Here is a 24,947-nt window from a genome sequence, read left to right on the forward strand (position 1 = left end):
CACATGTTCATGATCTTCGGGCGGTCGGCAGTCGGGTGACGGCCGACTACGAGGTTATACGCCCTGGCTGACAGAGCTCATATTGAAATCGGGTACCCGCAGCGCCGGCATCGCGGCCCGGGTGAACCAGTCGCCCCACTCCCTGGGCAGCGTCTTCTCCGTGCGCCCGGCCTCCGTGGCCCGGCCGAGCAGATCCACCGGCGACTCGTTGAACCGGAAGTTGTTCACCTCGCCGACGACCTCGCCGTGCTCGACGAGGTAGACGCCGTCCCGGGTCAGCCCGGTCAGCAGCAGCGTCGCCGGGTCGACCTCGCGGATGTACCAGAGGCAGGTCAGCAGCAGCCCGCGCTCCGTGCCCGCGACCATCTCGTCCAGGGACCGGTCGGGGTCGCCGCCGTCCAGGATCAGGTTGCCGCTCGCGGGTGCCACCGGCAGCCCGGTCAGGCCCGCGCTGTGCCGGGTGGTCGTCAGCCGGTGCAGCTCACCGCCGCGGATCCAGTCGGTCGCCGCCACCGGCAGCCCGTTGTCGAACACCGACTGGTCACCGCCCGAGGAGTGCGCGACCACGAAGGGCGCGCACTCCAGGCCCGGCTCGTGCGGATCACTGCGCAGGGTCAGCGGCAGCGCGCCGAGCCGCTCGCCGAGCCGGGTGCCACCGCCCGGCTTGGAGAACACCGTGCGCCCCTCGACCGCGTCCCGCCCGGACGCCGACCAGTACTGGTAGATCAGCAGGTCCGCGACCGCGGTGGGCGGCAGCAGCGTCTCGTACCGCCCGGCGGGCAGCTCCACCCGGCGCTCGGCCCAGCCCAGGCGTACGGCCAGCTCGGCGTCGAGCGCCGCCGGGTCGACGTCCTTGAAGTCCCGCGTGGCCTGCCCGGCCCACGCCGAGCGGGCCCGGTCCGGCGACTTGGCGTTCAGCTCCAGCGTCCCGTTCGGCTGGTCGTGCCGCAGCCTGAGCCCCGTAGACGTGCCGACGTACGTGGAGGTCATCTCGTGGTTCGCGAACCCGTACAGCTCCCGGCCGCCCGCACGCGCGCGGGCGAACGCCTCACCGAGGGCCGGCGCGAAGTCGGCGAACACCGCGGACGAGGTCTCGGCGGGCGCCTCGGTGAAGTCCGGCGCCGCCGCTCCGCCGGTGACCAGCGGCTGCGCGTCCTCGGCCGGGCCCGCGCCGCGCGCCGCGGCCTCGGCGGCGCGCACCAGGGGCTCCAGCTCGTCCACGGTCACCGCCGAACGCGACACGACCCCGGACGCCGTGCCCTCCCGGCCGTCGACCGTGGCGACGACCGTCAGCGTGCGCCCGCGCGTGACGCCGTTGGTGGTGAGCGCGTTGCCCGCCCAGCGCAGGTTGGCGGTGGACTCCTCGTCGGCGATGACCACACACCCGTCCGCCCGGGACAGCTCCAGCGCCCGCTCGACGATCTCGTGCGGCTTGTTGCTGCGGACGCTCATCGACCGGCCTCCTGCGTGGTGTTGAGACTGTGCTTTCCCGGGGGACAACCCCCGGACCCCCGGCCGACCCCGGCGCTGACGCTCATCGACCGGCCTCCTGCGTGGTGTTGAGACTGTGCTTTCCCGGGGGACAACCCCCGGACCCCCGGCCGACCCCGGCGCTGACGCTCATCGACCGGCCTCCTGCGTGGTGTTGAGGATGTTGACTCCCTTGAACAGGGCGGACGGGCAGCCGTGCGAGACGGCCGCGACCTGCCCCGGCTGGGCCTTGCCGCAGTTGAAGGCGCCGCCCAGCACATACGTCTGCGGGCCGCCGACGGCCGCCATGGACCCCCAGAAGTCGGTCGTCGTCGCCTGGTACGCCACGTCCCGCAGCTGACCGGCGAGCCGCCCGTTCTCGATCCGGAAGAAGCGCTGGCCGGTGAACTGGAAGTTGTAGCGCTGCATGTCGATGGACCAGGACCGGTCCCCGACGACGTAGATCCCGCGGTCGACGCCCCCGATCAGATCCTCGGTCGACAGCCCGCCCGGGTCCGGCCGCAGCGACACGTTGGCCATGCGCTGCACGGGCACGTGCGCGGGGGAGTCGGCGTACGCGCACCCGTTGGAGCGCTCGAAGCCGGTGAGCCGCGCGATCCGCCGGTCGAGCTGGTAGCCCACCAGCGTGCCGTCCTTCACCAGGTCCCAGGACTGGCCCTCGACGCCCTCGTCGTCGTACCCGATCGTCGCCAGGCCGTGCTCGGCGGTGCGGTCGCCGGTGACGTTCATCAGCTCCGAGCCGTAGCGCAGTGTGCCGAGCTGGTCGAAGGTGGCGAAGGAGGTGCCGGCGTAGGCGGCCTCGTAGCCGAGCGCGCGGTCCAGCTCGGTGGCGTGCCCGATGGACTCGTGGATGGTCAGCCACAGGTTCGACGGGTCGACGACCAGGTCGTACAGCCCCGCCTCGACGCTCGGCGCCCGCATCTTCTCCGCGAGCAGCTCCGGGATCTCGGCCAGCTCGCTCTCCCAGTCCCAGCCGGTCCCCGTCAGGTACTCCCAGCCTCGCCCGGCCGGCGGCGCCAGGGTGCGCATGGAGTCGAACTCCCCGCTGGAGTCGTCCACCGACACCGCGGTGAGCACCGGGTGCAGCCGTACCCGCTGCTGCGTGGTCACCGTCCCGGCGGTGTCGGCGTAGAACTTGTTCTCGTGCACCGTGAGCAGCGAGGCGTCCACGTGGTCGACCCCGTCGGCCGCCAGCAGCCGCGCACTCCAGTCGGCCAGCAGCGCCGACTTCTCCGCGTCGGGCACGGTGAAGGGGTCGATGTCGTACGAAGAGATCCACGTCCTGTCGGCGTGCACGGGCTCACTCGCCAGCTCCACGTGCTCGTCCGACCCGGCCGCGCGGATCACCTGCGCGGACAGCTTCGCCATCGCCACCGCCTGCGAGGCGACCTTCGCGGCGGCATCCATGGTCAGGTCCACACCGGACGCGAAGCCCCACGTACCGCCGTGCACCACCCGCACCGCGTACCCGAGGTCGGTGGTGTCCGAGGACCCGGCGGGCTTGGCGTCCCGCAGCCGCCAGGAGGCGTTGCGCACCCGCTCCAGCCGGAAGTCCGCGTGCTCCGCCCCGAGGGCGCGCGCCCGGGCGAGAGCGGCGTCGGCGAGGGCGCGTAGGGGGAGTGCCGTGAAGGCTGGGTCGATGCTGTGAGGCACCTGCGTCTCTTTCTGTCGACGTGACCGGTCGTCTGCCGCGACTCCGGGGGCTGCGCCGCATCATGTCGCGTCGGGGGTCCCGCGGCCACACCTTTCCCGCGGCCACACCTTTCCCACCGTGGCCGGGACCGGTTCTGTAGGGACCCGACAGACAGCCCCGTAAGCCACTGTGGGTGCCCGAGTCTCTGCGCGCGGCCGGGGACCGATAGATTTTCGAGGAAGCCGCCTGCTCCCGCCGCCCGCCGTACGGGTGACCGGACGGGGGGACGACCGCTAGGGAAAGGGTGAACCGTTGAGCCGCTCGGTTCTCGTCACCGGAGGAAACCGGGGCATCGGCCTCGCCATCGCCCGCGCTTTCGCCGACGCCGGCGACAAGGTCGCGATCACGTACCGCTCGGGTGAGCCGCCGGAGGGCTTCCTGGCCGTCAAGTGCGACATCACCGACACCGAGCAGGTGGAGCAGGCCTACAAGGAGATCGAGGAGACGCACGGTCCCGTCGAGGTCCTGATCGCCAACGCCGGCGTCACCAAGGACCAGCTCCTGATGCGCATGTCGGAGGAGGACTTCACCTCCGTCGTCGAGACCAACCTCACCGGCACCTTCCGCGTCGTCAAGCGGGCCAACCGCGCCATGCTGCGCGCCAAGAAGGGCCGCGTCGTCCTCATCTCGTCGGTGGTCGGGCTGCTCGGCTCCGCGGGGCAGGCGAACTACGCCGCCTCCAAGGCCGGTCTGGTCGGCTTCGCGCGTTCCCTCGCCCGTGAGCTGGGATCGCGCAACATCACCTTCAACGTCGTCGCGCCCGGCTTCGTCGACACCGACATGACCAAGGTGCTCACCGACGAGCAGCGGGCGGGCATCGTGTCGCAGGTGCCGCTGGGACGGTACGCGCGGCCGGAGGAGATCGCCGCGACGGTGCGGTTCCTCGCCTCGGACGACGCCTCGTACATCACTGGAGCCGTCATCCCCGTTGACGGCGGACTGGGAATGGGTCACTGAACACCATGAGCGGAATTCTCGAGGGCAAGCGCGTCCTGATCACGGGCGTGCTGACGGAGTCCTCCATCGCCTTCCACGCCGCGAAGCTGGCCCAGGAGCAGGGCGCCGAGGTCATCCTCACCGCGTTCCCGCGGCCCACCCTGACCGAGCGCATCGCCAAGAAGCTGCCGAAGCCCGCCAAGGTCATCGAGCTGGACGTCACCAACGACGAGCACCTCGGGCGACTGGCCGACATCGTGGGCGAGGAGCTGGGCGGCCTCGACGGCGTCGTGCACTCCATCGGCTTCGCCCCGCAGGACGCGCTCGGCGGCAACTTCCTGAACACGCCGTTCGAGTCGGTCGCCACCGCAATGCACGTCTCCGCGTACTCCCTGAAGTCGCTGACCATGGCCTGCCTGCCGCTGATGCAGAACGGCGGTTCGGTCGTCGGTCTCACCTTCGACGCGCAGTTCGCCTGGCCGCAGTACGACTGGATGGGCCCGGCCAAGGCCGCCCTGGAGGCCACCAGCCGCTACATGGCCCGTGACCTGGGCAAGCAGAACATCCGCTGCAACCTGGTCTCGGCGGGCCCGCTCGGGTCCATGGCCGCCAAGTCCATCCCGGGCTTCAGCGACCTCGCCGCCGTGTGGGACACCCGCTCCCCGCTGGAGTGGGACCTGAAGGACCCGGAGCCGGCCGGCCGCGGCGTCGTCGCGCTGCTGAGCGACTGGTTCCCGAAGACCACGGGCGAGATCGTCCACGTCGACGGCGGACTGCACGCCATCGGCGCCTGATCCGAACGGCACTTCAAGGCCGAGGGCCCGCATCCCGTCGTACGGGACGCGGGCCCTCGCGTCGTCGGCCCGGCGCCACGGCGGCGGCGGGCTGGGGCTGACGGGCCGGCTCAGTCGTCCGAGGGCGGACCGAAGAGGGCCGGACGGCACATGAACGGGTACGCGGCGGCCTCGTCGGCCGCCGTCGCCGCGTCGCCCGCGCGGATCGCGTCCACCAGCCGGCCGTGGTCCATGTGCGTCGCCGCCGACATGCCCTCACCGACGTCGCCGCGCAGCCAGTCCCGCAGCACCTCGCTCAGGTCGGCGTACATCGCGGTCATCACGTCGTTGTGCGAGGCCGCCACGACCGCCAGGTGGAAGGTGGCGTCCGCCGCCACGAATGCCTCCGCCTCGCCCGACTCCCAGGCCTCCTCGCGGCGCTGAAGCAGGCCGTCGATCTGCTTGAGGTCCTTCTCCGTGCGCCGCTCGGCGGCCAGCCGCGCCGCGGCCGACTCCAGGGTGGAGCGCAGCTCGGCGATGTGCCGGGGCTCGGCGTCGGCGAAGCGGCGCTGCATGACGCCCGCCAGCTCGCTGGTCGCCACGACGTACGTGCCCGATCCCTGGCGGATGTCCAGCAGACCGTTGTGCGCGAGCGCGCGGACCGCCTCCCGGACCGTGTTCCGGGCGACGCCGAGCTGCTCGACCAGTTCGGGCTCCGTGGGGATGCGGGAGCCGACCGGCCACTCGCCCGAGGCGATCTGCTGCCGCAGCGCCGCGATGACCTGTTCGGACAGTGCCGAACGACGGGGATGACTCAGTGGCATGGCTCACCTTCGCACACGACTGGACGACCAATCATCCCATGATTCTATGATGGGTCTCATGGCTAGTGACGAAACCCGGACGGAGACACGTGCGCAGACGCGTGCCGAGACGCGTGCGCAGACCGACGCGCGCGTGCGTGCCGAGTCAGGCGGTGACGCGCGCGCGGAGGGCGGTGTGCGCGGGGTACCCGCCGGGACGGCCACCACGCGCGCGTGGACGACCCGGCTGCTCATCCTCGGCATCGTCCTGGCCGCGCTCAACCTGCGCCCGGCCATCACGAGCCTGGGCGCGCTCCTCGAGGAGGTCCGCGACGGACTCGGCATGAGCGGCAGCGTCGCCGGACTCCTCACCTCCGTGCCCCCGCTCTGCTTCGCCGTCTTCGGGGTCACCGCCCCCCGGCTGGCCCGCCGCTTCGGGCCGGGCGCGGTGGTCTGCGCCGGCATGGTCGCCATCACCGCGGGCCTGGTGATACGCCCGTACGCCGGCGGCACGGGCGGCTTCCTGGCCGCCACCGCCCTGGCGCTGATGGGCATCGCGGTCAGCAACGTCCTCATGCCGGTCATCGTCAAGCGCTACTTTCCCGACCGGGTCGGCTCCATGACCGGCCTGTACTCGATGGCCCTCGCCTTCGGCACCTCCGTGGCCGCCGCGGCGACGGTGCCCGTGACGGACGCGCTGGGCGGCCACTGGCAGCCGGGTCTCGCGGTCTGGGCCGTGCTGCCGGCGCTTGCCGTCCTGCCGTGGATCCCCTTCGTACGGAACCGCAGGGAGCCGACGCCCGCCGCGGCGCCGTCCGCGGCCGCCGGGGGACAGGACGGCGGGCGCCCCGCCCAGCAGCCCCCGCTGCGGATCACCCGCAGCCGTACGGCCTGGGCGCTCGCCGTCTTCTTCGGCCTCCAGGCCACCGCCGCCTACATCACGATGGGATGGATGGCGCAGATCTTCCGCGACTCGGGTGTGTCCGCCGGCACCGCCGGGCTGCTGCTCGCCGTCATCATGGTGATGGGCGTGCCGCTCGCCTTCGTGATCCCGCGCGTGGCGAGCCGCCTGCCCCACCAGGGCCCCATCGTGCTGGTGCTCGGCCTGTGCGGACTCGCCGGATACGCCGGTCTGTACTTCGCCCCGGTCGGCGGCGCCTGGGCCTGGGCCCTGCTGCTCGGCGTCTCCAACTGCGCCTTCCCGCTCGCGCTGACCATGGTCGGGATGCGCGCCAGGACGGGAGCGGGCGTCGCCCAGCTGTCCGCCTTCGCCCAGAGCACCGGCTACCTGATCTCCATCCCGGGACCGCTGCTGGTGGGCGTGCTCTACCAGCACAGCGGCGGCTGGGGGCTGCCGATCGCGCTGATGAGCGCGCTGATGGTGCCGCAGATCGTGGTGGGCGTCCTGGCGGGACGCGACCGCACCGTGGAGGACGAGGCGGCCCGCTGATCCCGGCGGCCCGTCCGCCCTCGCGGACGCGCCGACGCGCCGACCCGCCGACGCACCGGCCGCGGCCACCGGTCCCGCCGGAAGCGGCCCGCGCGGGGGATGCGAGACTTGCCGTATGCCAGTCCTCGACCCGAACCCCCAGCACGGCCAGAAGAAGATGCTGATCGTCTTCGGCTCGTTCCTCGCGATCTTCGTGATCATCGGCGTCATCGCGACGATCGCCTCGCCGTGACCCCGCCCCCGCCGGTGGAGGGTGGGGTTAACCCCCCGTCCCCTAGGGGGTGAGGGTCAGGGTCAAGTGGGTGGACCTCCGGATGGGTTGGGCCCCGTGGACTCCGTAACTTCGAGATGTGCCCGCACCACGCGGGCCGCGGAGCACGGAGCACGGAGCACGGACCAGGGAAGCCCGAAGACCAGCGGAGGCACTCATGTCGGCCCCTACGTACACCCGGCCTTCCCAGGCGACCCGGGGCGGCGTCGACATCCGGCTGCCCTGGTGGGCCCTCGCCCTGCCCGTGCTCGCCTTCGTCGCGCTGCTCCTGCTGCTCCTGAATCCCGCCGACGCCCACGCCGCCGCGGAGCAGCCCGCGATCGCCCAGCTGCTGGAGCGGATGGAGCAGCTCACCAGGCGCTGAGGGCCCGCCGGAGCCTCCACCGGCCCGGGCGCGCCTCCCGCGGTGAAGCCGCATCTCAACTCCCAGAGCCCCGTGGCCTGTTTCATGCGAAGCTGGAAGACATGAGCGTCGCAGAACTCCGCAGGATTGTTCTCTTCCGGCATGCGAAAGCCGACTGGCCACAGGTGAGCGACCACGAGCGGCCGCTCGCCGACCGGGGGCGCATGGACGCCGCGGAGGCCGGGCGTCGGCTGGCGGACACCGGTGTGCCCTTCGACCAGGCCCTGTGCTCCACCTCGGCCAGGACCCGGGAGACCTGGAAGCTCGCGGTACAGGAGTTCCCGCACCGGCCGAAAACCGTCTACGAGGAGCGGATCTACGAGGCCTCGCCCGGCGAGCTGATCGCCGTGCTCAACGAGACCCCCGACGACCTGCGGAACGTGCTGGTGATCGGCCACAACCCCGGCATGGAGGCGCTGACCGAGATCCTGGCCGGCTCGGCCGAGGACGAGGTACGTCAGCGGATCAAGCGACGGGGCTTCCCGACCGCCGCCTTCGCCGTCCTGACCTTCACGGGTTCCTGGAAGGACGTGGAGCCCGGCCGGGCCACCCTGGTCGACTACTGGGCGCCGACCGACTGACCCGCCCCGCCCGCTACGCGACAGGGCCCGGCACCCTCGTGTCCGGGCCTTCGTCGTGCCGGGGCCGCGCCGCCCCTTCTCCGCCCGGGTCAGTGCCGGTCGGCGGACGGACCGAGGTCCTCGCCGGGCCCCTCCTCCAGCGTGTCCGCGGCCTCGACCTCCTCGCGGGTGATGCCCAGCAGATACAGCACCGTGTCGAGGAAGGGCACGTTCACCGCGGTGTGCGCGGCCTCGCGGACCACCGGCTTGGCGTTGAAGGCGACGCCCAGCCCGGCCGCGTTCAGCATGTCCAGGTCGTTGGCGCCGTCACCGATCGCCACGGTCTGCGACAGCGGGACTCCCGCCTCGGCGGCGAACCGGCGCAGCAGCCGGGCCTTGCCCGCGCGGTCCACGATCTCCCCGGTGACCCGCCCGGTCAGCCTGCCGTCGACGATCTCCAGCGTGTTGGCCTGCGCGAAGTCGAGCCCCAGCTGTTCCTGCAAGGCGTCGGTGACCTGGGTGAAGCCGCCGGAGACGACCCCCACCTGGTAGCCGAGCCGCTTCAGCGTGCGGATCAGGGTGCGGGCACCCGGCGTCAGCCGCACCTCGGCGCGCACCTTGTCCACCACGGAGGCGTCCAGCCCCGCCAGCAGGGCGACGCGCGCGTGCAGCGACTGCTCGAAGTCCAGCTCCCCGCGCATCGCGGCCGCCGTCACCTCGGCGACCTTGTCCTCGCAGCCGGCGTGCGCCGCGAACAGCTCGATGACCTCGTCCTGGATGAGCGTGGAGTCCACGTCCATCACGACCAGGCGCTGCGCCCGGCGGTGCAGCCCCGCGGCGACGACCGCGATGTCCACGCCGAGCGCGGCGGCCTCAGTGGCCAGCGCGGTGCGCAGCGGCTCGGTCTCCACACCGGACACCGCGAACTCGACCGCGGTCACCGGGTACTTGGCCAGCCGGAAGACACGGTCGATGTTGCTGCCCGATTCGGTGATCCGGGCCGCTATGGCGGCGGTCGCCTCCGCGGTGAGCGGGTGCCCCAGCACCGTGACCAGGGAGCGGCCGAGCCCGCGCGGACGGTTGTCGCCGATGCCGGAGATGATCTCGGCCTGCAGCTTCAGCGACTCGGCCCAGCTGTGGACGGTGGCCCGCAGGTCGCCCTCCAGCCCGCGGGGCGGCTCGGTCACCAGCGCGCACAGCACGATACGGCCACGGGTGACGACCTGCTCGATGTCGACGACGTCGACGGAGTAGGCGGCGAGGGTGTCGAACAGGCCGGCCGTGATGCCGGGCCGGTCCTTGCCGAAGATCTTGACGAGAAGCGTGGGAACGTCAGAGGTCTGCGAAGCGCTCATGGTGTTCCCACCGTATCCGGCACCCGGTGCCGTCCGCCCCCGAGGTCCGCCTGGCGGACAGGGGGACGGAGGGCCGGGGGACGGTGCCAGCGGGACGAGGGTGTCACCGGCCGGACAGGCTCCGGCACCCCGTCGACGGGAACGGCGGACGGTCGCCTACGCACTCTTCACAAGGCCCGACTTTCGGTCAGGGCCCCGAGCCTGAAATAGTTCCCCCCGATGTTCGACATCCCTAGACTCCCCGCGACGGGAGCACATCGGGGGACAACTCAGTGGGGCTGGAGTGCCGGAACTCGTACTGGAATCCAATGGACGGACCTGGACGCTCGACCCGTCCCGGTCATACGCGCTGGGACGCGATCCACAGGGGGAGCTTGTTTTTGACGACGCCAGGGTCTCCTGGCGGCATGCCACGATCAGTTTCGACGGACGCGGCTGGGTGGTCGAGGACCACGGCAGCACCAACGGCACGTTCGTGCAGGGGCAGCGGATCCAGCGGGTGGAACTCGGCGCCGGCACGGTACTGAACCTGGGCAACGCGACCGACGGACCGCGGGTGAGCCTGTCCGGCGCCCAGGCCCCGGCCGGCGCGCCGCAGGCCCAGCCGCAGCAGCCGTACGCCGCGCAGGGCGCGCACGCGGGCTGGGCGCAGCAGGCGCCGCCCGCGCAGGAGCCGTTCCAGCAGCAGGCGCAGCCCCAGCACCAGGGCCGGCCCCAGCAGACCCCGCAGCACGGGCACCCGCAGCAGCCGCACCAGGGTCAGCCGGCCGGCTGGCAGCCCCAGCAGGCGCCGCAGCCCCAGCAGGCCGCGCCGCACTTCCCCCAGCAGCAGGGACCCGGCGGCGCGGCGGGGGCGCCACCGGTCCACGGGGACCGCAGCCCGACCACGTTCCACCAGTTCTCGCTCGGCCGTGTGATGCGTATCGGCCGTGCCCTGGAGAACGACCTGGTCGTCTCGGACCTTCAGGTCTCCCGCAACCACGCCGAGTTCCACGCGACGCCCGACGGCCGCCTGGAGATCCGCGACCTCGGCTCGCACAACGGCACGTACGTCAACGGCCAGCCGATCGCCAAGGGCGGCTCCCAGCTGCTCGGCCCGGCCGACATCGTCGGTGTCGGCCACTCGACGTTCCGGATCGTCGGCGACCGCCTCGAGGAGTTCGTCGACACCGGTGAGGTCTCCTTCTCCGCCCGGCACCTGACCGTCACGGTCGACGGCGGCAAGCAGATCCTCAAGGACGTGTCCTTCGGCGTCCCCGAGAAGTCGCTGATCGCGGTCATCGGACCGTCGGGATCCGGCAAGTCGACCCTGCTCAAGGCGCTCACCGGGTACCGGCCCGCCGACCAGGGCGAGGTCCTCTACGACAACCGGAACCTGTACAAGCAGTTCGCCGAGCTGCGCCAGCGCATCGGTCTGGTCCCGCAGGACGACATCCTGCACAAGGAGCTGACCGTCAAGAAGGCCCTGAAGTACGCGGCGAAGCTGCGTTTCCCGGCCGACACCACCGGCGCCGAGCGCAACGCCCGCATAGACGAGGTGCTGCGCGAGCTCAAGCTCGACATCCACAAGGACAAGAAGGTCACGTCCCTGTCCGGCGGTCAGCGCAAGCGCGTGTCCGTCGCCCTGGAGCTGCTCACCAAGCCGTCGCTGATCTTCCTGGACGAGCCGACCTCCGGTCTCGACCCGGGCATGGACCGTGACGTCATGCAGCTGCTGCGCGGCCTCGCCGACGACGGCCGCACCGTCCTCGTCGTCACCCACTCGGTGGCCGAGCTGGCGACCTGCGACAAACTGCTGGTGATGGCGCCGGGCGGCTCCGTGGCCTACTTCGGCCCGCCCGAGGAGGCGCTGAACTTCTTCGGCTACGACACCTGGGCCGACGTGTTCTCCGCCTTCGAGAACTACCGCGACTACGACTGGGCGGGCCGCTGGAAGGGCTCGCAGCACTACCAGATGTACGCCGCGGACCTCGACGCCGTCGCACCGCAGTCCGTGCAGGTACCGCCGATGCAGGCGATGAAGCCGCCGAAGCCGCAGGGCTGGATGTCGCAGTTCGTCACACTCGTGCGGCGCTACGTGTCGGTGATCGCCTCCGACAAGGGCTTCCTGGCCCTGATGGTGATCCTGCCGGCCGTACTGGGCGCGGTGAGCCTGCTCATCGACGCCGACAAGGGTCTGCTGCCCAACCCGGCGAACCCGCAGACCGGCCGGATCATCCCGAACGGCACCGCCACCACGGTCCTGCTGATCCTCGCGGTCGGCGCCTGCTTCGCCGGCGCCGCGAACTCGGTCCGTGAGCTGATCAAGGAACGTGTGATCTACGAACGGGAACGCGCCACCGGCCTGTCCCGGTCCGCGTACCTGATGTCCAAGGTCTTCGTGCTCGGCCTGATCACGGTGTTCCAGGGCCTGCTGGTCGGTGTGATCGGCTTCGCCACCCGCGAGATCCCCGACGAGGGGCTGGTCCTGGGCGGTGCGACGCTGGTCGAGCTGTCGCTGCCGATCATGGCCCTGGGCTTCACCGCGATGATGTTCGGCCTGGTCATCTCCTCGCTGGTGAAGACCGCCGAGAAGACCATGCCGCTGCTGGTGATGTTCGCGATCATCCAGGTCGTCTTCACCGGCTGCCTCTTCGCCCTGAACGACGCGGTGGGCGTCAACCAGTTCTCGTACCTGATGCCCTCGCGCTGGGCGGTCGCCGCCGCCGGTGCCACGCTGGACTTCAACAAGATCAGCCCGCCCGAGAAGGGCGCCGAGGCCGACCCGCTGTGGGAGCACACCGTGGGCGCCTGGGGCCTGGACATGGCGGCGCTGATCGTCCTCGGCGTGATCTGCGGCTTCTTCGTCGCCCGCTTCCTGCGCCGGCACGAGCCCGAGGTCATGCGCAAGTAGACCGCGGTCCGGCGGACCCGGAAGGCCCGCCCGAACGCCCCGAAGGGCGGCACCCCGTCAGGAGGGTGCCGCCCTTCGGCGTACGGTCCGGCGTCGGCGACGTCGCGAGGAGGTCCGCGCCGACCTCAGTACGCGCTGTCGACGTTGTCCATGGTGCCGTACTTGTCCGCGGCGTAGTTGCACGCGGCGGCGATGTTGGCGACCGGGTCGTAGATGTTCCAGGAGGTACCGGGCACGTGGTACGCCTTGAACGTCGGCGGGATGACCTGGAGCAGGCCCTTCGACGGGATGCCGTTGATGGCGTTGATGTCCCAGTCGTTGATGGCCATCGGGTTGCCGGACGACTCCCGCATGATGTTGCGGTGGATGCCGTCGTAGGTACCGGGGATGTCGTGCTTGGCCAGGATGGCCCGGGCCTCGCGGATCCAGCCGTCCAGGTTGTTCGGGTAGGACTTGGCGGCCTTCTTGACCTCGGTGCGCTGGGCGGAGCGGCTGGTGCTCTCCTTGGCCGAGCGCTTGGCGGCGGCCTTCTTGGCGGCTGCCTTCTTCTCGGCGGTCGCCTTCTTGGCGGCCGCCTCCTTCTTGGCCTCGATGGCGGCGACCTTCTGGCTGGCGCCGGCGAGCTGGCCGGTGACACCGGCGTGCACGTCCTGGATCTGCTTGGTGCTGTACGCCACCTTGGCCGTCGGAGCGGCCTCGCTCGTGGTCGTCGACTGACCGCTGGCCGGGACGGCGGTGAGCGCGACGGCGGCGGCGCCGAGCGTGCCGACACCGGCGATCGCGACCTTCTGCGTGCGGTTCAGGGTGCGACTGCGACCACGGGTAAGGATGTTCTTCAGCATGGCGGGATAGACCTCTTCGAGTAGCGCGGAGGTCGCTCTCGTCCGGTGGGGACAGTGGGTGCTTCCGGCACAAACGCCGCGGGGGAGAACCCACGGCGCTGAGCGACGAGAGCAATTCTTAGCGACCGCAAAATCGAGAGGCAAAGGTGTGACGTACGATCCGAGATAGTGGATCACGGAACGGCAAAGCGGGGCAGATTGGACATCTGCCCCGCTCAAAACGGACGAGTCGTTCTCCTACTCCCCTTCGTACGTGACGTGGACCCTATGCGGGGGCTCACACCGGCCCCCCTTCCTTCTCACCGATAGTTGCTGGAGCAATGCGAAGTGTGAGTGAGTCCGCGCCGCCCTCCTACGGCAGGAGGAGATGGACGTCCCCGAACTCGTGCCACAGGTAGCGCCCCCGCACCGCCGCCTCGTACCCGCGGTCGATCGCCGCCCGCCCCGCCACCGCCTCCAGCATCAGCAGATGCGAGGCCTCGGGCTCGTGCAGCCCCGTCAGCAGCCCCTCCACCACCCGCACCCCCCGCTCCGGCGTCACCACCAGATCGGTCCACCCGGTCCGCGCCCGCACGACCCCGTCGGCACCGGCAGCCGACTCCACCGCCCGCACGGCCGTCGTCCCCACCGCCACCACCCGACCGCCACCCGCTCGCGCGGCGTTGATCAGCCGCGCCGACGCCTCCGGCACGGCGAACCGCTCCGGATACGGCGGCTCGTGCGACTCCGCCGACGCCACCCCCGTGTGCAGTGTCACCGGCGCGAACTGCACCCCGCGGCTCACCAGCTCCGCCACCAGCCGCGCCGTGAAGGGCCGCGCCGCGCTGGGCATCTCCGCACTGCCGGTCCCGTCCCCGGACGGCAGCGCGAACACCGTCTGGTAGACGGACAGCGGCTGGTCCCGCTCCGTGTAGGAGTAGCGAATGGGCCGCCCGTACTCCCGCAGCAGCCCCGGCACCTCCGCCCGCGACACCCGCGCCCACCACAACCGCTCCCCGCGCGCGCTCAGCGGCTCCTCCAGCACCAGCCGCGCACCGCCCGGCAGCCGTACCTTCGTCCCCGCCGGACCACCGGCCGCCTCGGGAGCCGGAGCGGGCGCCCCGCCTCCCCCTCCTCCCGCACGCGCGCGCGTAGTGCCCCTGCCGTCGGGCTCCCGCAGCTCCACCGCCCACCGGCCGTCGTCCCCCCGGGTGGAGAAGTGCACCACCACGCGCGTGTGCCCGATCCGGCCGTCCACGGCGGCGGCCAGCGTGGGCGAGGTGTTGACCACCAGCAGATCACCGGCCCGCAGCAGCCCCGGCAGCTCCCCGAACGTGTGGTGGGACACCTCGGTCCCGCGCGACACCAGCAGCCGTACGCCGTCCCGGTCCCGGCCCGGCTCCCGCTGCTCGACCGGCAACCGGGCCGACAGCTCCTGCGGGACCCTCACCGCCACCGAGGCCATCAGCGCGTCTCCAGCAGCGCCGGGGCCCCGTAGCGCCCGCTCGCCGGCCGCTCGTCCAGCAGCCGCAGCAGCGCCGGCACGACACTCCCCGGATCCGGCCGCGGGTCGTCGTCGTCCGGGACGGCCGCGGCGTACAGGTCCGTGGCCATGTCCCCCGGATCGACCGCCCACACCCGCAGCCCCGGTTCCTCCACGCCCAGCACCGCCGCCAGCTGGTCCAGGGCCGCCTTGGACGCGCCGTAGCCGCCCCACGTCCCGTACGCCTCGGCGGCCGCGTCCGAGCTGACCGTCACCACCGCGCCCGCGGGAGCCGCGCGCAGCTGCGGCAGCGCCTCCTTGACCAGGCCCAGAGCGGCCACCACGTTCACCTCCAGGGCCCGGCGCAGCCCGTCCAGGGACAGCTCCGCCAGCCGCACCAGCGGCTCGGCGCCCAGCGCGCTCGCATTGCTGACCAGCAGGTCCACGCCGCCCAGCCGCTCGGCCTCCGTCACCAGCGCCGTCCGGTGCCAGGAGTCGGTGACGTCGCCGGGCAGCGCCGTCACGCGCGTGCCGTACGGTGCCAGCGCGCCCGCCGCCTCCTTCAGCACCCCGGGGTTCCTGGCGTCCAGCACCAGGTCCCAGCCCCGTGCCGCCAGGGCCTCGGCGAGCGCCCGGCCCAGTCCCTTGGACGCCCCCGTGATGATCGCGACCGGCATGACACACGTCCCCTCGTCGTCCCCGCCGTCCGTTCGGCCGGCGTGATCCCCAACCTAGGAATCAGGCCGCGCCGGCCACCTCCGGCGAGGGCCCGAGCCGGGCCGGGCCCTTCGCCCTAGACCCGTCGGACGGGACCCCGGACCTAGTCCCACCGCCCTAGGCGACGCCCGTCACCGGGCCGATCCCGCCCCCACCCCCCGCGGGTACCGTGAGGACATGAGCCACGGCCCCCGGTCCGGCCTCACCGCGGTGAGCTCCGCGCTGCTGGCCATGAGCAGGCACCTCGAGGTGCGCGACGTCCTCAAGACGATCGTCGCCTCGGCCCGTGAGCTGCTCGACGCCCAGTACGCCGCCCTCGGCGTCCCCGACGACCACGGCGGCTTCGCCCAGTTCGTGGTCGACGGCGTCAGCGACGAGCAGTGGAAGGCCATCGGTCCCCTGCCGCGCCAGCACGGCATCCTCGCCGCGATGCTCCACGAGGCCACCCCCGAGCGTCTCGGCGACGTCCGCAAGGACCCCCGCTTCGGGGGCTGGCCCTCCGCCCACCCCGACCTGGCCGACTTCCTCGGCCTGCCGATCCGCGACGGTGACGAGGTGCTCGGCGCCCTCTTCCTGGCCAACAAGCTGCGCCCCGCGCAGGGACACCCCGCAAGCACCTCGTGCGCGAAGCCCGAGGGCGGCTGCGGCTTCACGCGGGACGACGAGGAACTGCTCGGCATCCTCGCCCAGCACGCCGCGATCGCCCTCACCAACGCGCGCCTGTACGAGCGCAGCCGCGAGCTGACCATCGCCGAGGAGCGCTCCCGCCTCGCCCACGAGCTGCACGACGCGGTGAGCCAGAAGCTGTTCTCGCTGCGCCTGACCGCCCAGGCCGCCGCCGCCCTGGTCGACCGGGATCCCGCGCGGGCCAAGGACGAGCTGCACCAGGTCGCCGTGCTCGCCGCGGAGGCCGCCGACGAACTGCGCGCCGCCGTCGTCGAGCTGCGCCCCGCCGCCCTGGAGGAGGACGGCCTGGTCGCCACCCTGCGCACCCAGATCCAGGTCCTGGACCGCGCCCACGCCGCGCGCGTGACCTTCGCGGGCCACGGCGTCAAGGCGCTGCCGGCCGCCCAGGAGGAGGCGATGCTGCGCGTGGCCCAGGAGGCACTGCACAACGCCCTGCGCCACTCCGGGGCGGAACACGTCGAGGTCACCCTGCGCCGGCGGGGCACCGGCGCCGTCCTGCGGGTCAGCGACGACGGCAGCGGCTTCGACCCGCGCACGGTCCGCCGCGCCGGCCGACATCTGGGCCTGGTCTCCATGCGCGACCGGGCCGGCGGCACCGGCGGCCGGCTGACCGTGCGGTCCGCGCCCGGCGAGGGCACCACGATCGAGATGGAGGTTCCCGGTGGCTGAAGCGATCAAGGTGCTCCTCGTCGACGACCACCAAGTGGTCCGTCGGGGTCTGCGCACCTTCCTGGAGGTGCAGGACGACATCGAGGTGGTCGGCGAGGCCGCGGACGGCGCCGAGGGCGTCGACCGCGCCCAGGAGCTGGAACCCGACGTGATCCTCATGGACGTCAAGATGCCGGGCATGGACGGCGTCGACGCGTTGCGCAGACTCCGCGAGCTGGACAACCACGCGCGCGTGCTGGTCGTCACCAGCTTCACCGAGCAGCGCACCGTCGTCCCGGCCCTGCGGGCGGGCGCCGCCGGCTACGTCTACAAGGACGTCGACCCCGACGCGCTGGCCGGCGCCATCCGCTCCGTCCACGCCGGCCACATCCTGCTCCAGCCCGAGGTCGCGGGCGCCCTCCTGAGCCAGGAGACGAGCAGCACGGGGCCGGGCAGGGCAGGGTCCCTCACGGAGCGGGAGCGCGAGGTGCTGGGCCTGATCGCGGACGGCCGCTCCAACCGGGAGATCGCCCGCGCGCTGGTGCTGTCCGAGAAGACCGTGAAGACCCACGTCTCGAACATCCTGATGAAACTCGACCTTGCCGACCGCACCCAGGCCGCCCTGTGGGCCGTGCGCCACGGAGTGAGCGGCTGACCGCGACCGGCCGCCCTGTACGCGGGGCCGAGGCGGAGGGTTCCCCTCCGGTCGGAGATTCATACCGTCGTGGGAATGTCCCCCGAATGGCGCATCCTTCGACGGGCCCGGCCGTTCTCCAGTGCGTGCCGCGGCGACTGCCGCGGCGTTCGCAAGGAGGGCACGCAAGTGAAGAACCTGAAGAAGGCAGCGGCCGTGACGATGGTGGCCGGCGGTCTGATCGCCGCCGGTGCGGGCATGGCCTCCGCCACCGACGGCGGCGCCCACGCCCACGGCAAGGCCGTCGGCTCCCCGGGCGTCGCCTCCGGCAACCTGGTTCAGGCGCCGATCCACATCCCGGTCAACGCCGTCGGCAACAGCGTCAACGTCATCGGCGTCCTCAACCCGGCCTTCGGCAACCTGGGCGTCAACCACTGACGCAGGCCACCCCCGACCCGTGCCGCCCCAGCAGCGCCCACCCATGCCGCTGGGGCGGCACGGGTGGGCGCTGCGGCACCTCGTCAGCGCCGAGCAGCGCGCCCCGGCCCCACGCCGGCACTCACGCTGGGCACCGGCCGAGGCACCGCGCCCCCTCACCGCCCCCGCTCACGCCGGGCACCCGCTGAGGAACAGCCCCGTCACCGCCCCCGCTCCACCACAACGGAGTTGTACGCCGCGACCTGCGCCCGCCGGGCCACCCGCTCCACCGGCCGCAGGGCATCCCCCCGCGCCGCCATCTCCGACGCGCTCACCGCACCGCCGTGCCCGTTCCCGGACGCCAGCGACACCAGCATCCCCACCCGCTGCGCCAACTCCAGCACCCGCACCGCCCGTGGCGGATACCCCGGCGCCAGCACCTCCCGCCCCCGCTCCGCCCGGGCCCGGTACGCCGCGACCGCCGCCTCCGCCACCGGCCCCGACCCGGCGACGTCCAGCCGCGTCAGCACCTCCGTCGCGTCCCGCAGCGCCTCCGCCAGCTCCCGCTCGGCCTCCCCGAGCGAGGGCACGTCCGCCGGCGGCGCCTCCCGCACCGGCAGACAGTGCCACACGACCTCGACGTGCACATCACCCTCGGGGCCCGCCTCGTACACCTCCGGCACCAGTCCCAGCGCGGCCCCCTCGCAGATCACCGCCTCCTCGGCCTCCAACGCGCGCGCGTTGAACTCCGGCGGGCCGCTCAGCCCCAGCGGATGCCCCGGCGCGGGCAGCGCGATCCGCAGCCCGCTCGCGCCGAGCGTCCGCAGCCGTCCCAGCGCCAGGGTGAGACCGACCGGCGCGTCCTCGCCCGGCAGCCCCTCCACCCGGTGCACCGCGTCCTCGCCGACGATCGCGACGACAGCGTCGTCCGGCGACACCTTTTGGGCAATCAGGGCATTTCCCCAGGCGGCAAGGCGCCCAGCACGTGGTTCCGAGAGCATGCCCCCACCCTAAGGACCGGACCGATGGAACGGTGCGGCCGACCGGTGGCGTAGATTTCCTGGAGGGGCCTGCGCCCACCGGCGCCGCGGCCCGAGCACAGGTGTACGCGACAGCCGAGACCGGCCACAATGCAAGGGGAGACAACGCGCTCATGAGCGATGTTCTGGAGCTTCAGGACGTATCCGTGGTCCGTGAGGGCCGGGCTCTGGTGGACCAGGTCTCCTGGTCGGTGAAGGAGGGCGAGCGCTGGGTCATCCTCGGCCCGAACGGCGCCGGCAAGACCACCCTCCTCAACGTCGCGTCCAGCTACCTCTACCCGAGCAACGGCACCGCCACCATCCTCGGCGAGACGCTCGGCAAGCCCGGCACCGACGTCTTCGAGCTGCGGCCGCGCATCGGCATGGCCGGCATCGCCATGGCCGACAAGCTGCCCAGGCGCCAGACCGTCCTGCAGACCGTGCTGACCGCCGCGTACGGCATGACCGCCGGATGGCAGGAGCAGTACGAGGACATCGACGAACAGCGGGCCCGCGCCTTCCTCGACCGCCTCGGCATGACCGAGTACCTGGACCGCAGGTTCGGCACCCTCTCCGAGGGCGAGCGCAAGCGCACCCTGATCGCCCGCGCCCTGATGACCGACCCCGAGCTGCTCCTCCTCGACGAGCCGGCCGCCGGCCTCGACCTCGGCGGCCGCGAGGACCTCGTCCGGCGCCTCGGCCGGCTGGCCCGCGACCCCATCGCGCCCTCCATGATCATGGTGACCCACCACGTCGAGGAGATCGCCCCGGGCTTCACCCACGTCCTGATGATCCGTCAGGGCAAGGTCCTGGCCGCCGGCCCGCTGGAGCTCGAACTGACCTCCCGCAACCTGTCCCTGTGCTTCGGACTCCCGCTCGTCGTCGAGCAGTCCGGGGACCGGTGGACCGCGAAGGGCCTCCCGCTGTCCTGACCCGCCCCCCGTGCGCCCTGTCCCCGGCCTCACCTCCGGACCTACCATGACAGCGTGAACGACATCGACTCATGGGTGTGGTGGCTCGTCGCCGCGGCGGCACTCGGCATTCCGCTCGTCGTGACCGCGATGCCGGAGTTCGGCATGTTCGCCGTCGGCGCGGTGGCCGCCGCCGTCGCCTCCGGGCTGGGCGCGGGCATCGTGGTCCAGGTCATCGTCTTCGTCATCGTCTCGGTCGCCCTCATCGCCGTCGTACGGCCCGTCGCCGCCCGGCACCGCGCCCAACAGCCCCAACTGGCCACGGGAGTGGACGCCCTGAAAGGCAGACAGGCCGTCGTCACGGAGCGGGTCGACGGCTCCGGCGGCCGGATCAAACTCGCCGGGGAGATCTGGTCGGCGCGCGCCCTGGACACCGGGCGCGCCTTCGAGCCCGGCGAGGAGGTCGACGTGGTCGAGATCGACGGGGCCACCGCCGTCATCATGTGACCCCCGCCGTGCCGCAACTGGCCCGAACACCCTCCGAGGCGTGCGACGGTCTGTCAGACTCGACCAGCAAGATCCTCAACAGCCGTAAGATCAGCAGTAGTCAGGGCCAGACAGGTCAACGGGATCTGCCGGAGCGCCGAGGCGGAGAAGGGGACGGACACCCACGATGGAACCGGTCATCATCGTCCTGATCATCCTGGTGGTGTTGGTCTTCATCGCCCTGATCAAGACCATCCAGGTCATCCCACAGGCCAGCGCCGCCATCGTCGAGCGCTTCGGCCGCTACACGCGGACCCTCAACGCGGGCCTCAACATCGTGGTCCCGTTCATCGACACCATCCGCAACCGCATCGACCTGCGCGAACAGGTCGTCCCCTTCCCGCCGCAGCCGGTCATCACCCAGGACAACCTGGTCGTCAACATCGACACCGTCATCTACTACCAGGTGACCGACGCCCGCGCCGCGACCTACGAGGTCGCCAGCTACATCCAGGCGATCGAGCAGCTCACCGTCACCACCCTGCGCAACATCATCGGCGGCATGGACCTGGAGCGGACCCTGACCTCCCGCGAGGAGATCAACGCGGCCCTGCGCGGCGTCCTCGACGAGGCCACCGGCAAGTGGGGCATCCGCGTCAACCGCGTCGAGCTCAAGGCCATCGAACCGCCCACCTCCATCCAGGACTCGATGGAGAAGCAAATGCGCGCCGACCGCGACAAGCGCGCCGCCATCCTCCAGGCCGAAGGTGTACGGCAGTCCGAGATCCTGCGCGCCGAGGGCGAGAAGCAGTCCCAGATCCTGCGCGCCGAAGGTGAGGCCAAGGCCGCAGCCCTGCGCGCCGAGGGCGAGGCCCAGGCCGTCCGCACCGTCTTCGAGGCCATCCACGCCGGCGACCCGGACCAGAAGCTGCTCTCCTACCAGTACCTCCAGATGCTCCCGAAGATCGCCGAGGGCGACGCCAACAAGCTCTGGATCGTCCCCAGCGAGATCGGCGACGCCCTCAAGGGCCTCTCCGGCGCCATGGGCAACCTCGGCGGCCTGGGCGGCGGTTCGGGCAGCGGAAGCGGCAACGGCGGCGCAAGCGTCCCGGCCCAGGAACGCCGCGAGAAGCCCACCATCGACTGACGGTTCCGCTGAACGCCCGGCGGCCCCCACGCCCTCGGGGGCAGGGGGCCGCGCGGTCGACCACGACGCACCCGCAGTCGGCAGCGCACATCACCCCCTACGGCGCAGACTCACGCCGCGTCCAGCACCAACCACTCCGGCAGTGCGGCGAAGTCGTCCCGGGCCAGCGCCAGCAGCATCGCGTCGGCGGGCGTCGGCTCGAACGGCTCCCGCAGCAACGGCATCCCCGCCTGCTCCGGCGTCCGGTTCGCCTTGCGGTGATTGTCCTCCGCGCACGAGGCCACCGTGTTCAGCCACGTGTCCTGCCCGCCGTGCGACCGCGGCACCACGTGGTCCACGGTCGTCGCCCGCCGTCCGCAGTACGCGCACCGGTGCCGGTCACGTACCAGCACGCCCCGCCTGGACCAGGGGGCGCGTCTTCGGAACGGCACCCGTACGTACTGGCACAGCCTGATCACCCGCGGCGCGGGTATGTCGAGCGCGGCTCCGCGCATCCGCAGCGAGGGGTGGGCCTGTTCGACGACGGCCTTGTCCTGGAGCACCAGAACGACGGCTCGATTCAACGTCACCGTCGACAGCGGCTCGAAGCTCGCGTTCAGCACCAGCGTGTCCCGCATACCCAGCCCACCTCCCGTGCGCACCGGCCCACCCCCTGGCGGGCTGGAACAACTCTGGCCGGGCACGCCGGGTTGGACAACGCAATATCCGCCGCTCCCGCGAGGGAAACCCCCTCGCCACCCCCGGAGACAAAAATGCCCGCCCCTGATCCATTCCAAGACCGGGGGCGGGCAAACGTTCCATGAACGCTCGAAGGCTCAGCCTTCCGCGGGCACCTCGTACTCAGCGATGAGCTGGGCACGCGCCAGGGTGTGGAAGCGCAGGTTGAAGCCGACGAAGGCGGGAGTGCCGTCCGCGTCCGGCCCCAGCTTCTCCTGGTCCACGGCGTACACCGTGAACACGTACCGGTGCGGCCCGTCCCCGGCGGGCGGCGCGGCACCGCCGAACTCCTTGCTGCCGTAGTCGTTGCGCGCCTGTACGGCACCCTGGGGCAACCCCTCGAACGAGCCGCTGCCGGCGCCCACCGGCAGCTCGGTCACCGAGGCCGGGATGTCGAACACCACCCAGTGCCAGAACCCGCTGCCCGTCGGGGCGTCCGGGTCGTAGCACGTCACGGCGAAGCTCTTGGTCCCGGCGGGGAAGCCCTCCCACCGCAGGTGCGGAGAGGTGTTCCCGGCGGCGTGGACCTGATCGTCCTTGAGCGTCCCGCCCTCCGGAACGTCCTCACTCGTGACGGTGAACGACGGCACGGGCGGGTGGAAGTCATGGGGGAGCGGACGCCGCTTCAGCTCGGTCACCTCGGTACCTCCTGATGTTCTGGTGCAGAGACGACCGAGCCTACGGGTTCGCCCGCCGGATCCCTCAGAACCAGTTGCGCTTGCTGCCGACCTCGGAGAGCCACTGGTTGAGGTACGCCGTCCAGTCGGTCCCCTGGTAGTCGTTCAGCCCCACCTTGAACGAGCGGAACGTGTCGCTGCCCTCGCTGAACAGCCCGGGCTTCTTGTCCATCTCCAGCACGACGTCCATCGCCTGGGCGTCGGCGACGAAGCTCAGCTCGACCTGGTTCAGCCCGCGGTACTGCTGCGGCGGGAAGAACTCGATCTCCTGGTAGAAGGGCAGCTGCTGGCGCGTGCCCCGGATGTGGCCGCGCTCCATGTCCGCGCTCTTGAAGCGGAAGCCCAGCTGGATGAAGGCGTCCAGGATCGCCTTCTGCGCCGGCAGCGGGTGCACGTTGATCGGGTCCAGGTCACCGGAGTCCACGGCACGCGCGATCTCCAGCTCCGTGGTGACACCGATGTTCATCCCGCGCAGGGACTGCCCGTCGATCATGGTGACCGGCGTCTCCCACGGGATCTCGAGCCCGAACGGCACCGCGTGCACCGCACCGGCCTTCAGCCCGAAGGCGCCGCCGAGCCGCACCTTGGTGAACTCGATGTCCTGCTTGTACTCCTGGTCGCCGCTCTCCACCTCGACCTTGGCCTGGAGGCCGACCGACAGCCCTTCGATCTCCTGGTCGACGGACCCGCCCTGGATCCGCACCTCGCCCTGGACGACACCGCCCGGAACGACGTTGACCTCGCTCAGCACGGTCTCGACCGAAGCCCCGCCGGCCCCCAGGCTCGCGAGCAGCTTCTTGAACGCCATGTCTCTCCCTCTCCAGGCTTACGTGTGGATCCTCGACCCATACAAACGCGATCCGACCGTGGCCGGTTCCGCGCCCCACACCCTGGCAAGGCGGACGCTTTCTGACCACCCCGCCCACGGCCGCGACTGCGTTACGCTCGGACGGCATGATCGCGAGCCCCGACCGTACGCCCCTGCCCAGGGAATTCTTCGACCGCCCCGTCCTCGAGGTGGCCCCCGACCTCCTGGGCCGCATCCTGGTGCGCGACACCCCCGACGGCCCGATCGCCCTCCGCCTGACGGAGGTGGAGGCCTACGACGGTCAGAACGACCCGGGCTCCCACGCGTACCGCGGCCGCACCCCCCGCAACGACGTGATGTTCGGTCCCCCCGGACACGTGTACGTCTACTTCACCTACGGCATGTGGTTCTGCATGAACCTGGTGTGCGGTCCCGAGGGGAGGTCGAGCGCCGTTCTCCTCCGCGCCGGCGAGGTCGTCGAGGGGGCCGAGCTGGCACGGGCCCGACGGCTCACCGCTCGCAATGACAAGGAACTGGCCAAGGGCCCGGCCCGCCTTGCCACCGCCCTGGGCGTGGACCGCGCCCTCAACGGCACGGATGCCTGCACCTCCGAGGACACCCCTCTGCGCGTCCTGACCGGCACACCCGTCCCCGGTGACCAGGTGCGCAACGGGCCGAGGACCGGCGTGGCCGGCGAAGGCGGCGTCCACCCCTGGCGCTACTGGGTCGCCGACGACCCGACGGTCAGCCCGTACCGGGCCCATGTCCCGCGCAAGCGCCGAAGTTGACTCTCCTTTGGGCGGCGCGTAACGTAGCCCGAGCCGCTTGACCCGGGTACGGCAATCGCCTGCAGCCGGAAGCGGCCAACCCACTACCTACGACTTCCCTCAGCGGGAGCGAATTCGTCATGTCCGCATGTCTGAATTCGAACTCGCGGGACTCGATTATGAGTCCCCGGAGAAATCGGCTAACGTAGTGAATGTCGAAAGGCCGACGAGCGAAAGCCGGAAGCCGACGACAAATCCCGCCGACAGGGAATCGGATCGAAAAAGGATCTGATAGAGTCGGAAACGCAAGACCGAAGGGAAGCGCCCGGAGGAAAGCCCGAGAGGGTGAGTACAAAGGAAGCGTCCGTTCCTTGAGAACT

At 71.6% G+C, this 24,947-nt stretch carries 25 protein-coding genes; 14 read left to right on the forward strand and 11 right to left on the reverse strand.

Features of this window, described 5'->3' with window-relative positions; translation table 11 throughout:
- Positions 1–54 precede the first annotated feature (54 nt).
- Positions 55–1,452 (reverse strand): metallopeptidase TldD-related protein, encoded by a 1,398-nt coding sequence (locus ACIBCJ_RS17810; protein ID WP_362103696.1) that lies wholly within the window; start codon positions 1,450–1,452, stop codon positions 55–57.
- Positions 1,453–1,620: 168 nt separating this feature from the next.
- Entirely contained in the window at positions 1,621–3,144 is a 1,524-nt protein-coding gene (locus tag ACIBCJ_RS17815; protein ID WP_362103697.1) for a TldD/PmbA family protein, read from the reverse strand.
- 292 nt (positions 3,145–3,436) lie between these two features.
- Between ACIBCJ_RS17815 and fabG the strand changes: the two genes are divergently transcribed.
- Both fabG and fabI read left to right on the forward strand, forming a co-directional pair.
- Entirely contained in the window at positions 3,437–4,141 is a 705-nt protein-coding gene (fabG, locus tag ACIBCJ_RS17820; protein ID WP_133890403.1) for a 3-oxoacyl-[acyl-carrier-protein] reductase, read from the forward strand.
- Between the two features lie 5 nt (positions 4,142–4,146).
- Positions 4,147–4,914 carry an enoyl-ACP reductase FabI gene (gene fabI, locus ACIBCJ_RS17825; RefSeq protein WP_133890402.1) on the forward strand — a complete coding sequence of 256 codons (768 nt, stop codon included), beginning with the start codon at positions 4,147–4,149 and terminating at the stop codon, positions 4,912–4,914.
- Between the two features lie 110 nt (positions 4,915–5,024).
- On the opposite strand, the gene ACIBCJ_RS17830 is transcribed toward fabI, so the two are convergent.
- Positions 5,025–5,717, reverse strand: a complete 693-nt coding sequence (locus ACIBCJ_RS17830) for an FCD domain-containing protein (protein WP_365980298.1) — start codon at positions 5,715–5,717, stop codon at positions 5,025–5,027.
- Positions 5,718–5,763: 46 nt separating this feature from the next.
- Between ACIBCJ_RS17830 and ACIBCJ_RS17835 the strand changes: the two genes are divergently transcribed.
- The 4 genes from ACIBCJ_RS17835 to ACIBCJ_RS17850 all read left to right on the forward strand — a co-directional run bounded on the left by ACIBCJ_RS17835 (position 5,764) and on the right by ACIBCJ_RS17850 (position 8,401).
- Positions 5,764–7,146: a CynX/NimT family MFS transporter gene (locus tag ACIBCJ_RS17835; RefSeq protein WP_365980299.1), complete on the forward strand. Its 1,383-nt coding sequence runs from the start codon at positions 5,764–5,766 to the stop codon at positions 7,144–7,146.
- Between the two features lie 115 nt (positions 7,147–7,261).
- Entirely contained in the window at positions 7,262–7,378 is a 117-nt protein-coding gene (locus ACIBCJ_RS17840) for an SGM_5486 family transporter-associated protein (RefSeq protein ID WP_037836969.1), read from the forward strand.
- Positions 7,379–7,574: 196 nt separating this feature from the next.
- On the forward strand, positions 7,575–7,781 hold the full coding sequence (locus tag ACIBCJ_RS17845; protein WP_365980300.1) for a hypothetical protein: 207 nt from the start codon (positions 7,575–7,577) through the stop codon (positions 7,779–7,781).
- Between the two features lie 101 nt (positions 7,782–7,882).
- A complete protein-coding gene (locus ACIBCJ_RS17850) occupies positions 7,883–8,401 on the forward strand; it encodes a histidine phosphatase family protein (RefSeq protein ID WP_362103701.1) in 519 nt (172 codons plus the stop codon).
- Between the two features lie 89 nt (positions 8,402–8,490).
- Here the strand turns inward: ACIBCJ_RS17850 and serB are convergent, their stop codons facing one another.
- Positions 8,491–9,735, reverse strand: coding sequence for a phosphoserine phosphatase SerB (gene serB, locus ACIBCJ_RS17855; RefSeq protein ID WP_362510488.1), 1,245 nt, complete (start codon positions 9,733–9,735; stop codon positions 8,491–8,493).
- Positions 9,736–10,018: 283 nt separating this feature from the next.
- Here serB and ACIBCJ_RS17860 point away from each other — a divergent pair, with 283 nt between their 5' ends.
- Positions 10,019–12,628, forward strand: coding sequence for an FHA domain-containing protein (locus ACIBCJ_RS17860; RefSeq protein ID WP_362103703.1), 2,610 nt, complete (start codon positions 10,019–10,021; stop codon positions 12,626–12,628).
- 125 nt (positions 12,629–12,753) lie between these two features.
- On the opposite strand, the gene ACIBCJ_RS17865 is transcribed toward ACIBCJ_RS17860, so the two are convergent.
- From ACIBCJ_RS17865 to ACIBCJ_RS17875, 3 genes are all read right to left on the reverse strand, one after another.
- Complete coding sequence (locus ACIBCJ_RS17865; protein WP_362103704.1) at positions 12,754–13,470, reverse strand: transglycosylase SLT domain-containing protein; 717 nt, start codon at positions 13,468–13,470, stop codon at positions 12,754–12,756.
- Between the two features lie 352 nt (positions 13,471–13,822).
- On the reverse strand, positions 13,823–14,914 hold the full coding sequence (locus tag ACIBCJ_RS17870) for an S-adenosylmethionine:tRNA ribosyltransferase-isomerase (RefSeq protein WP_362510494.1): 1,092 nt from the start codon (positions 14,912–14,914) through the stop codon (positions 13,823–13,825).
- Positions 14,914–15,609 carry an SDR family oxidoreductase gene (locus ACIBCJ_RS17875; protein ID WP_365980301.1) on the reverse strand — a complete coding sequence of 232 codons (696 nt, stop codon included), beginning with the start codon at positions 15,607–15,609 and terminating at the stop codon, positions 14,914–14,916. The genes ACIBCJ_RS17870 and ACIBCJ_RS17875 overlap by 1 nt, the downstream gene beginning before the upstream one ends.
- A gap of 217 nt (positions 15,610–15,826) precedes the next feature.
- On the opposite strand from ACIBCJ_RS17875, the gene ACIBCJ_RS17880 reads away from it, so the two are divergent.
- The 3 genes from ACIBCJ_RS17880 to chpE all read left to right on the forward strand — a co-directional run bounded on the left by ACIBCJ_RS17880 (position 15,827) and on the right by chpE (position 18,056).
- Positions 15,827–17,005 carry a GAF domain-containing sensor histidine kinase gene (locus ACIBCJ_RS17880; RefSeq protein WP_362103707.1) on the forward strand — a complete coding sequence of 393 codons (1,179 nt, stop codon included), beginning with the start codon at positions 15,827–15,829 and terminating at the stop codon, positions 17,003–17,005.
- Entirely contained in the window at positions 16,998–17,639 is a 642-nt protein-coding gene (locus ACIBCJ_RS17885; protein WP_362103708.1) for a response regulator transcription factor, read from the forward strand. Before ACIBCJ_RS17880 ends, ACIBCJ_RS17885 begins: the two co-directional genes overlap by 8 nt.
- A 168-nt stretch (positions 17,640–17,807) precedes the next feature.
- The gene (gene chpE, locus ACIBCJ_RS17890; protein WP_003977022.1) at positions 17,808–18,056 is read left to right on the forward strand and encodes a chaplin ChpE; all 249 of its coding nucleotides are present in this window, start codon (positions 17,808–17,810) and stop codon (positions 18,054–18,056) included.
- Between the two features lie 200 nt (positions 18,057–18,256).
- Here chpE and ACIBCJ_RS17895 read toward each other — a convergent pair whose 3' ends face one another.
- Entirely contained in the window at positions 18,257–19,036 is a 780-nt protein-coding gene (locus tag ACIBCJ_RS17895; RefSeq protein ID WP_362103709.1) for a hypothetical protein, read from the reverse strand.
- A gap of 152 nt (positions 19,037–19,188) precedes the next feature.
- Between ACIBCJ_RS17895 and ACIBCJ_RS17900 the strand changes: the two genes are divergently transcribed.
- The 3 genes from ACIBCJ_RS17900 (at position 19,189) to ACIBCJ_RS17910 (ending at position 21,598) form a co-directional block, all read left to right on the forward strand.
- Positions 19,189–19,986, forward strand: a complete 798-nt coding sequence (locus ACIBCJ_RS17900) for an ABC transporter ATP-binding protein (protein WP_362103710.1) — start codon at positions 19,189–19,191, stop codon at positions 19,984–19,986.
- 54 nt (positions 19,987–20,040) lie between these two features.
- Positions 20,041–20,472, forward strand: a complete 432-nt coding sequence (locus tag ACIBCJ_RS17905) for an NfeD family protein (RefSeq protein ID WP_133890389.1) — start codon at positions 20,041–20,043, stop codon at positions 20,470–20,472.
- Positions 20,473–20,638: 166 nt separating this feature from the next.
- The gene (locus tag ACIBCJ_RS17910; RefSeq protein ID WP_362103711.1) at positions 20,639–21,598 is read left to right on the forward strand and encodes an SPFH domain-containing protein; all 960 of its coding nucleotides are present in this window, start codon (positions 20,639–20,641) and stop codon (positions 21,596–21,598) included.
- 110 nt (positions 21,599–21,708) lie between these two features.
- Here ACIBCJ_RS17910 and ACIBCJ_RS17915 read toward each other — a convergent pair whose 3' ends face one another.
- The 3 genes from ACIBCJ_RS17915 to ACIBCJ_RS17925 all read right to left on the reverse strand — a co-directional run bounded on the left by ACIBCJ_RS17915 (position 21,709) and on the right by ACIBCJ_RS17925 (position 23,800).
- Positions 21,709–22,215, reverse strand: a complete 507-nt coding sequence (locus tag ACIBCJ_RS17915) for an HNH endonuclease (protein ID WP_007388340.1) — start codon at positions 22,213–22,215, stop codon at positions 21,709–21,711.
- A gap of 198 nt (positions 22,216–22,413) precedes the next feature.
- The gene (locus tag ACIBCJ_RS17920) at positions 22,414–22,953 is read right to left on the reverse strand and encodes a YbhB/YbcL family Raf kinase inhibitor-like protein (protein WP_362510512.1); all 540 of its coding nucleotides are present in this window, start codon (positions 22,951–22,953) and stop codon (positions 22,414–22,416) included.
- 64 nt (positions 22,954–23,017) lie between these two features.
- Complete coding sequence (locus ACIBCJ_RS17925; protein ID WP_133890386.1) at positions 23,018–23,800, reverse strand: sporulation protein; 783 nt, start codon at positions 23,798–23,800, stop codon at positions 23,018–23,020.
- A gap of 146 nt (positions 23,801–23,946) precedes the next feature.
- On the opposite strand from ACIBCJ_RS17925, the gene ACIBCJ_RS17930 reads away from it, so the two are divergent.
- Positions 23,947–24,588 carry a DNA-3-methyladenine glycosylase gene (locus ACIBCJ_RS17930; protein WP_365980302.1) on the forward strand — a complete coding sequence of 214 codons (642 nt, stop codon included), beginning with the start codon at positions 23,947–23,949 and terminating at the stop codon, positions 24,586–24,588.
- Positions 24,589–24,947: the final 359 nt, after the last annotated feature.

Origin of the sequence: Streptomyces sp. NPDC051136 (assembly GCF_044455745.1) — a bacterium.
Classification (GTDB): Bacteria; Actinomycetota; Actinomycetes; order Streptomycetales; family Streptomycetaceae; genus Streptomyces.

What these genes read in the sequence shown, in the direction of transcription:
- ACIBCJ_RS17810 (WP_362103696.1), bottom strand. Translation starts at nt 1,452, where the DNA reads ATGAGCGTCCGCAGCAACAAGCCGCACGAGATCGTCGAGCGGGCGCTG.
- fabI (WP_133890402.1), top strand. Translation starts at nt 4,147, where the DNA reads ATGAGCGGAATTCTCGAGGGCAAGCGCGTCCTGATCACGGGCGTGCTG.
- ACIBCJ_RS17830 (WP_365980298.1), bottom strand. Translation starts at nt 5,717, where the DNA reads ATGCCACTGAGTCATCCCCGTCGTTCGGCACTGTCCGAACAGGTCATC.
- ACIBCJ_RS17835 (WP_365980299.1), top strand. Translation starts at nt 5,764, where the DNA reads ATGATGGGTCTCATGGCTAGTGACGAAACCCGGACGGAGACACGTGCG.
- ACIBCJ_RS17840 (WP_037836969.1), top strand. Translation starts at nt 7,262, where the DNA reads ATGCCAGTCCTCGACCCGAACCCCCAGCACGGCCAGAAGAAGATGCTG.
- ACIBCJ_RS17845 (WP_365980300.1), top strand. Translation starts at nt 7,575, where the DNA reads ATGTCGGCCCCTACGTACACCCGGCCTTCCCAGGCGACCCGGGGCGGC.
- ACIBCJ_RS17850 (WP_362103701.1), top strand. Translation starts at nt 7,883, where the DNA reads ATGAGCGTCGCAGAACTCCGCAGGATTGTTCTCTTCCGGCATGCGAAA.
- serB (WP_362510488.1), bottom strand. Translation starts at nt 9,735, where the DNA reads ATGAGCGCTTCGCAGACCTCTGACGTTCCCACGCTTCTCGTCAAGATC.
- ACIBCJ_RS17865 (WP_362103704.1), bottom strand. Translation starts at nt 13,470, where the DNA reads ATGCTGAAGAACATCCTTACCCGTGGTCGCAGTCGCACCCTGAACCGC.
- ACIBCJ_RS17870 (WP_362510494.1), bottom strand. Translation starts at nt 14,914, where the DNA reads ATGGCCTCGGTGGCGGTGAGGGTCCCGCAGGAGCTGTCGGCCCGGTTG.
- ACIBCJ_RS17875 (WP_365980301.1), bottom strand. Translation starts at nt 15,609, where the DNA reads ATGCCGGTCGCGATCATCACGGGGGCGTCCAAGGGACTGGGCCGGGCG.
- ACIBCJ_RS17880 (WP_362103707.1), top strand. Translation starts at nt 15,827, where the DNA reads ATGAGCCACGGCCCCCGGTCCGGCCTCACCGCGGTGAGCTCCGCGCTG.
- ACIBCJ_RS17895 (WP_362103709.1), bottom strand. Translation starts at nt 19,036, where the DNA reads ATGCTCTCGGAACCACGTGCTGGGCGCCTTGCCGCCTGGGGAAATGCC.
- ACIBCJ_RS17900 (WP_362103710.1), top strand. Translation starts at nt 19,189, where the DNA reads ATGAGCGATGTTCTGGAGCTTCAGGACGTATCCGTGGTCCGTGAGGGC.
- ACIBCJ_RS17910 (WP_362103711.1), top strand. Translation starts at nt 20,639, where the DNA reads ATGGAACCGGTCATCATCGTCCTGATCATCCTGGTGGTGTTGGTCTTC.
- ACIBCJ_RS17915 (WP_007388340.1), bottom strand. Translation starts at nt 22,215, where the DNA reads ATGCGGGACACGCTGGTGCTGAACGCGAGCTTCGAGCCGCTGTCGACG.
- ACIBCJ_RS17925 (WP_133890386.1), bottom strand. Translation starts at nt 23,800, where the DNA reads ATGGCGTTCAAGAAGCTGCTCGCGAGCCTGGGGGCCGGCGGGGCTTCG.
- ACIBCJ_RS17930 (WP_365980302.1), top strand. Translation starts at nt 23,947, where the DNA reads ATGATCGCGAGCCCCGACCGTACGCCCCTGCCCAGGGAATTCTTCGAC.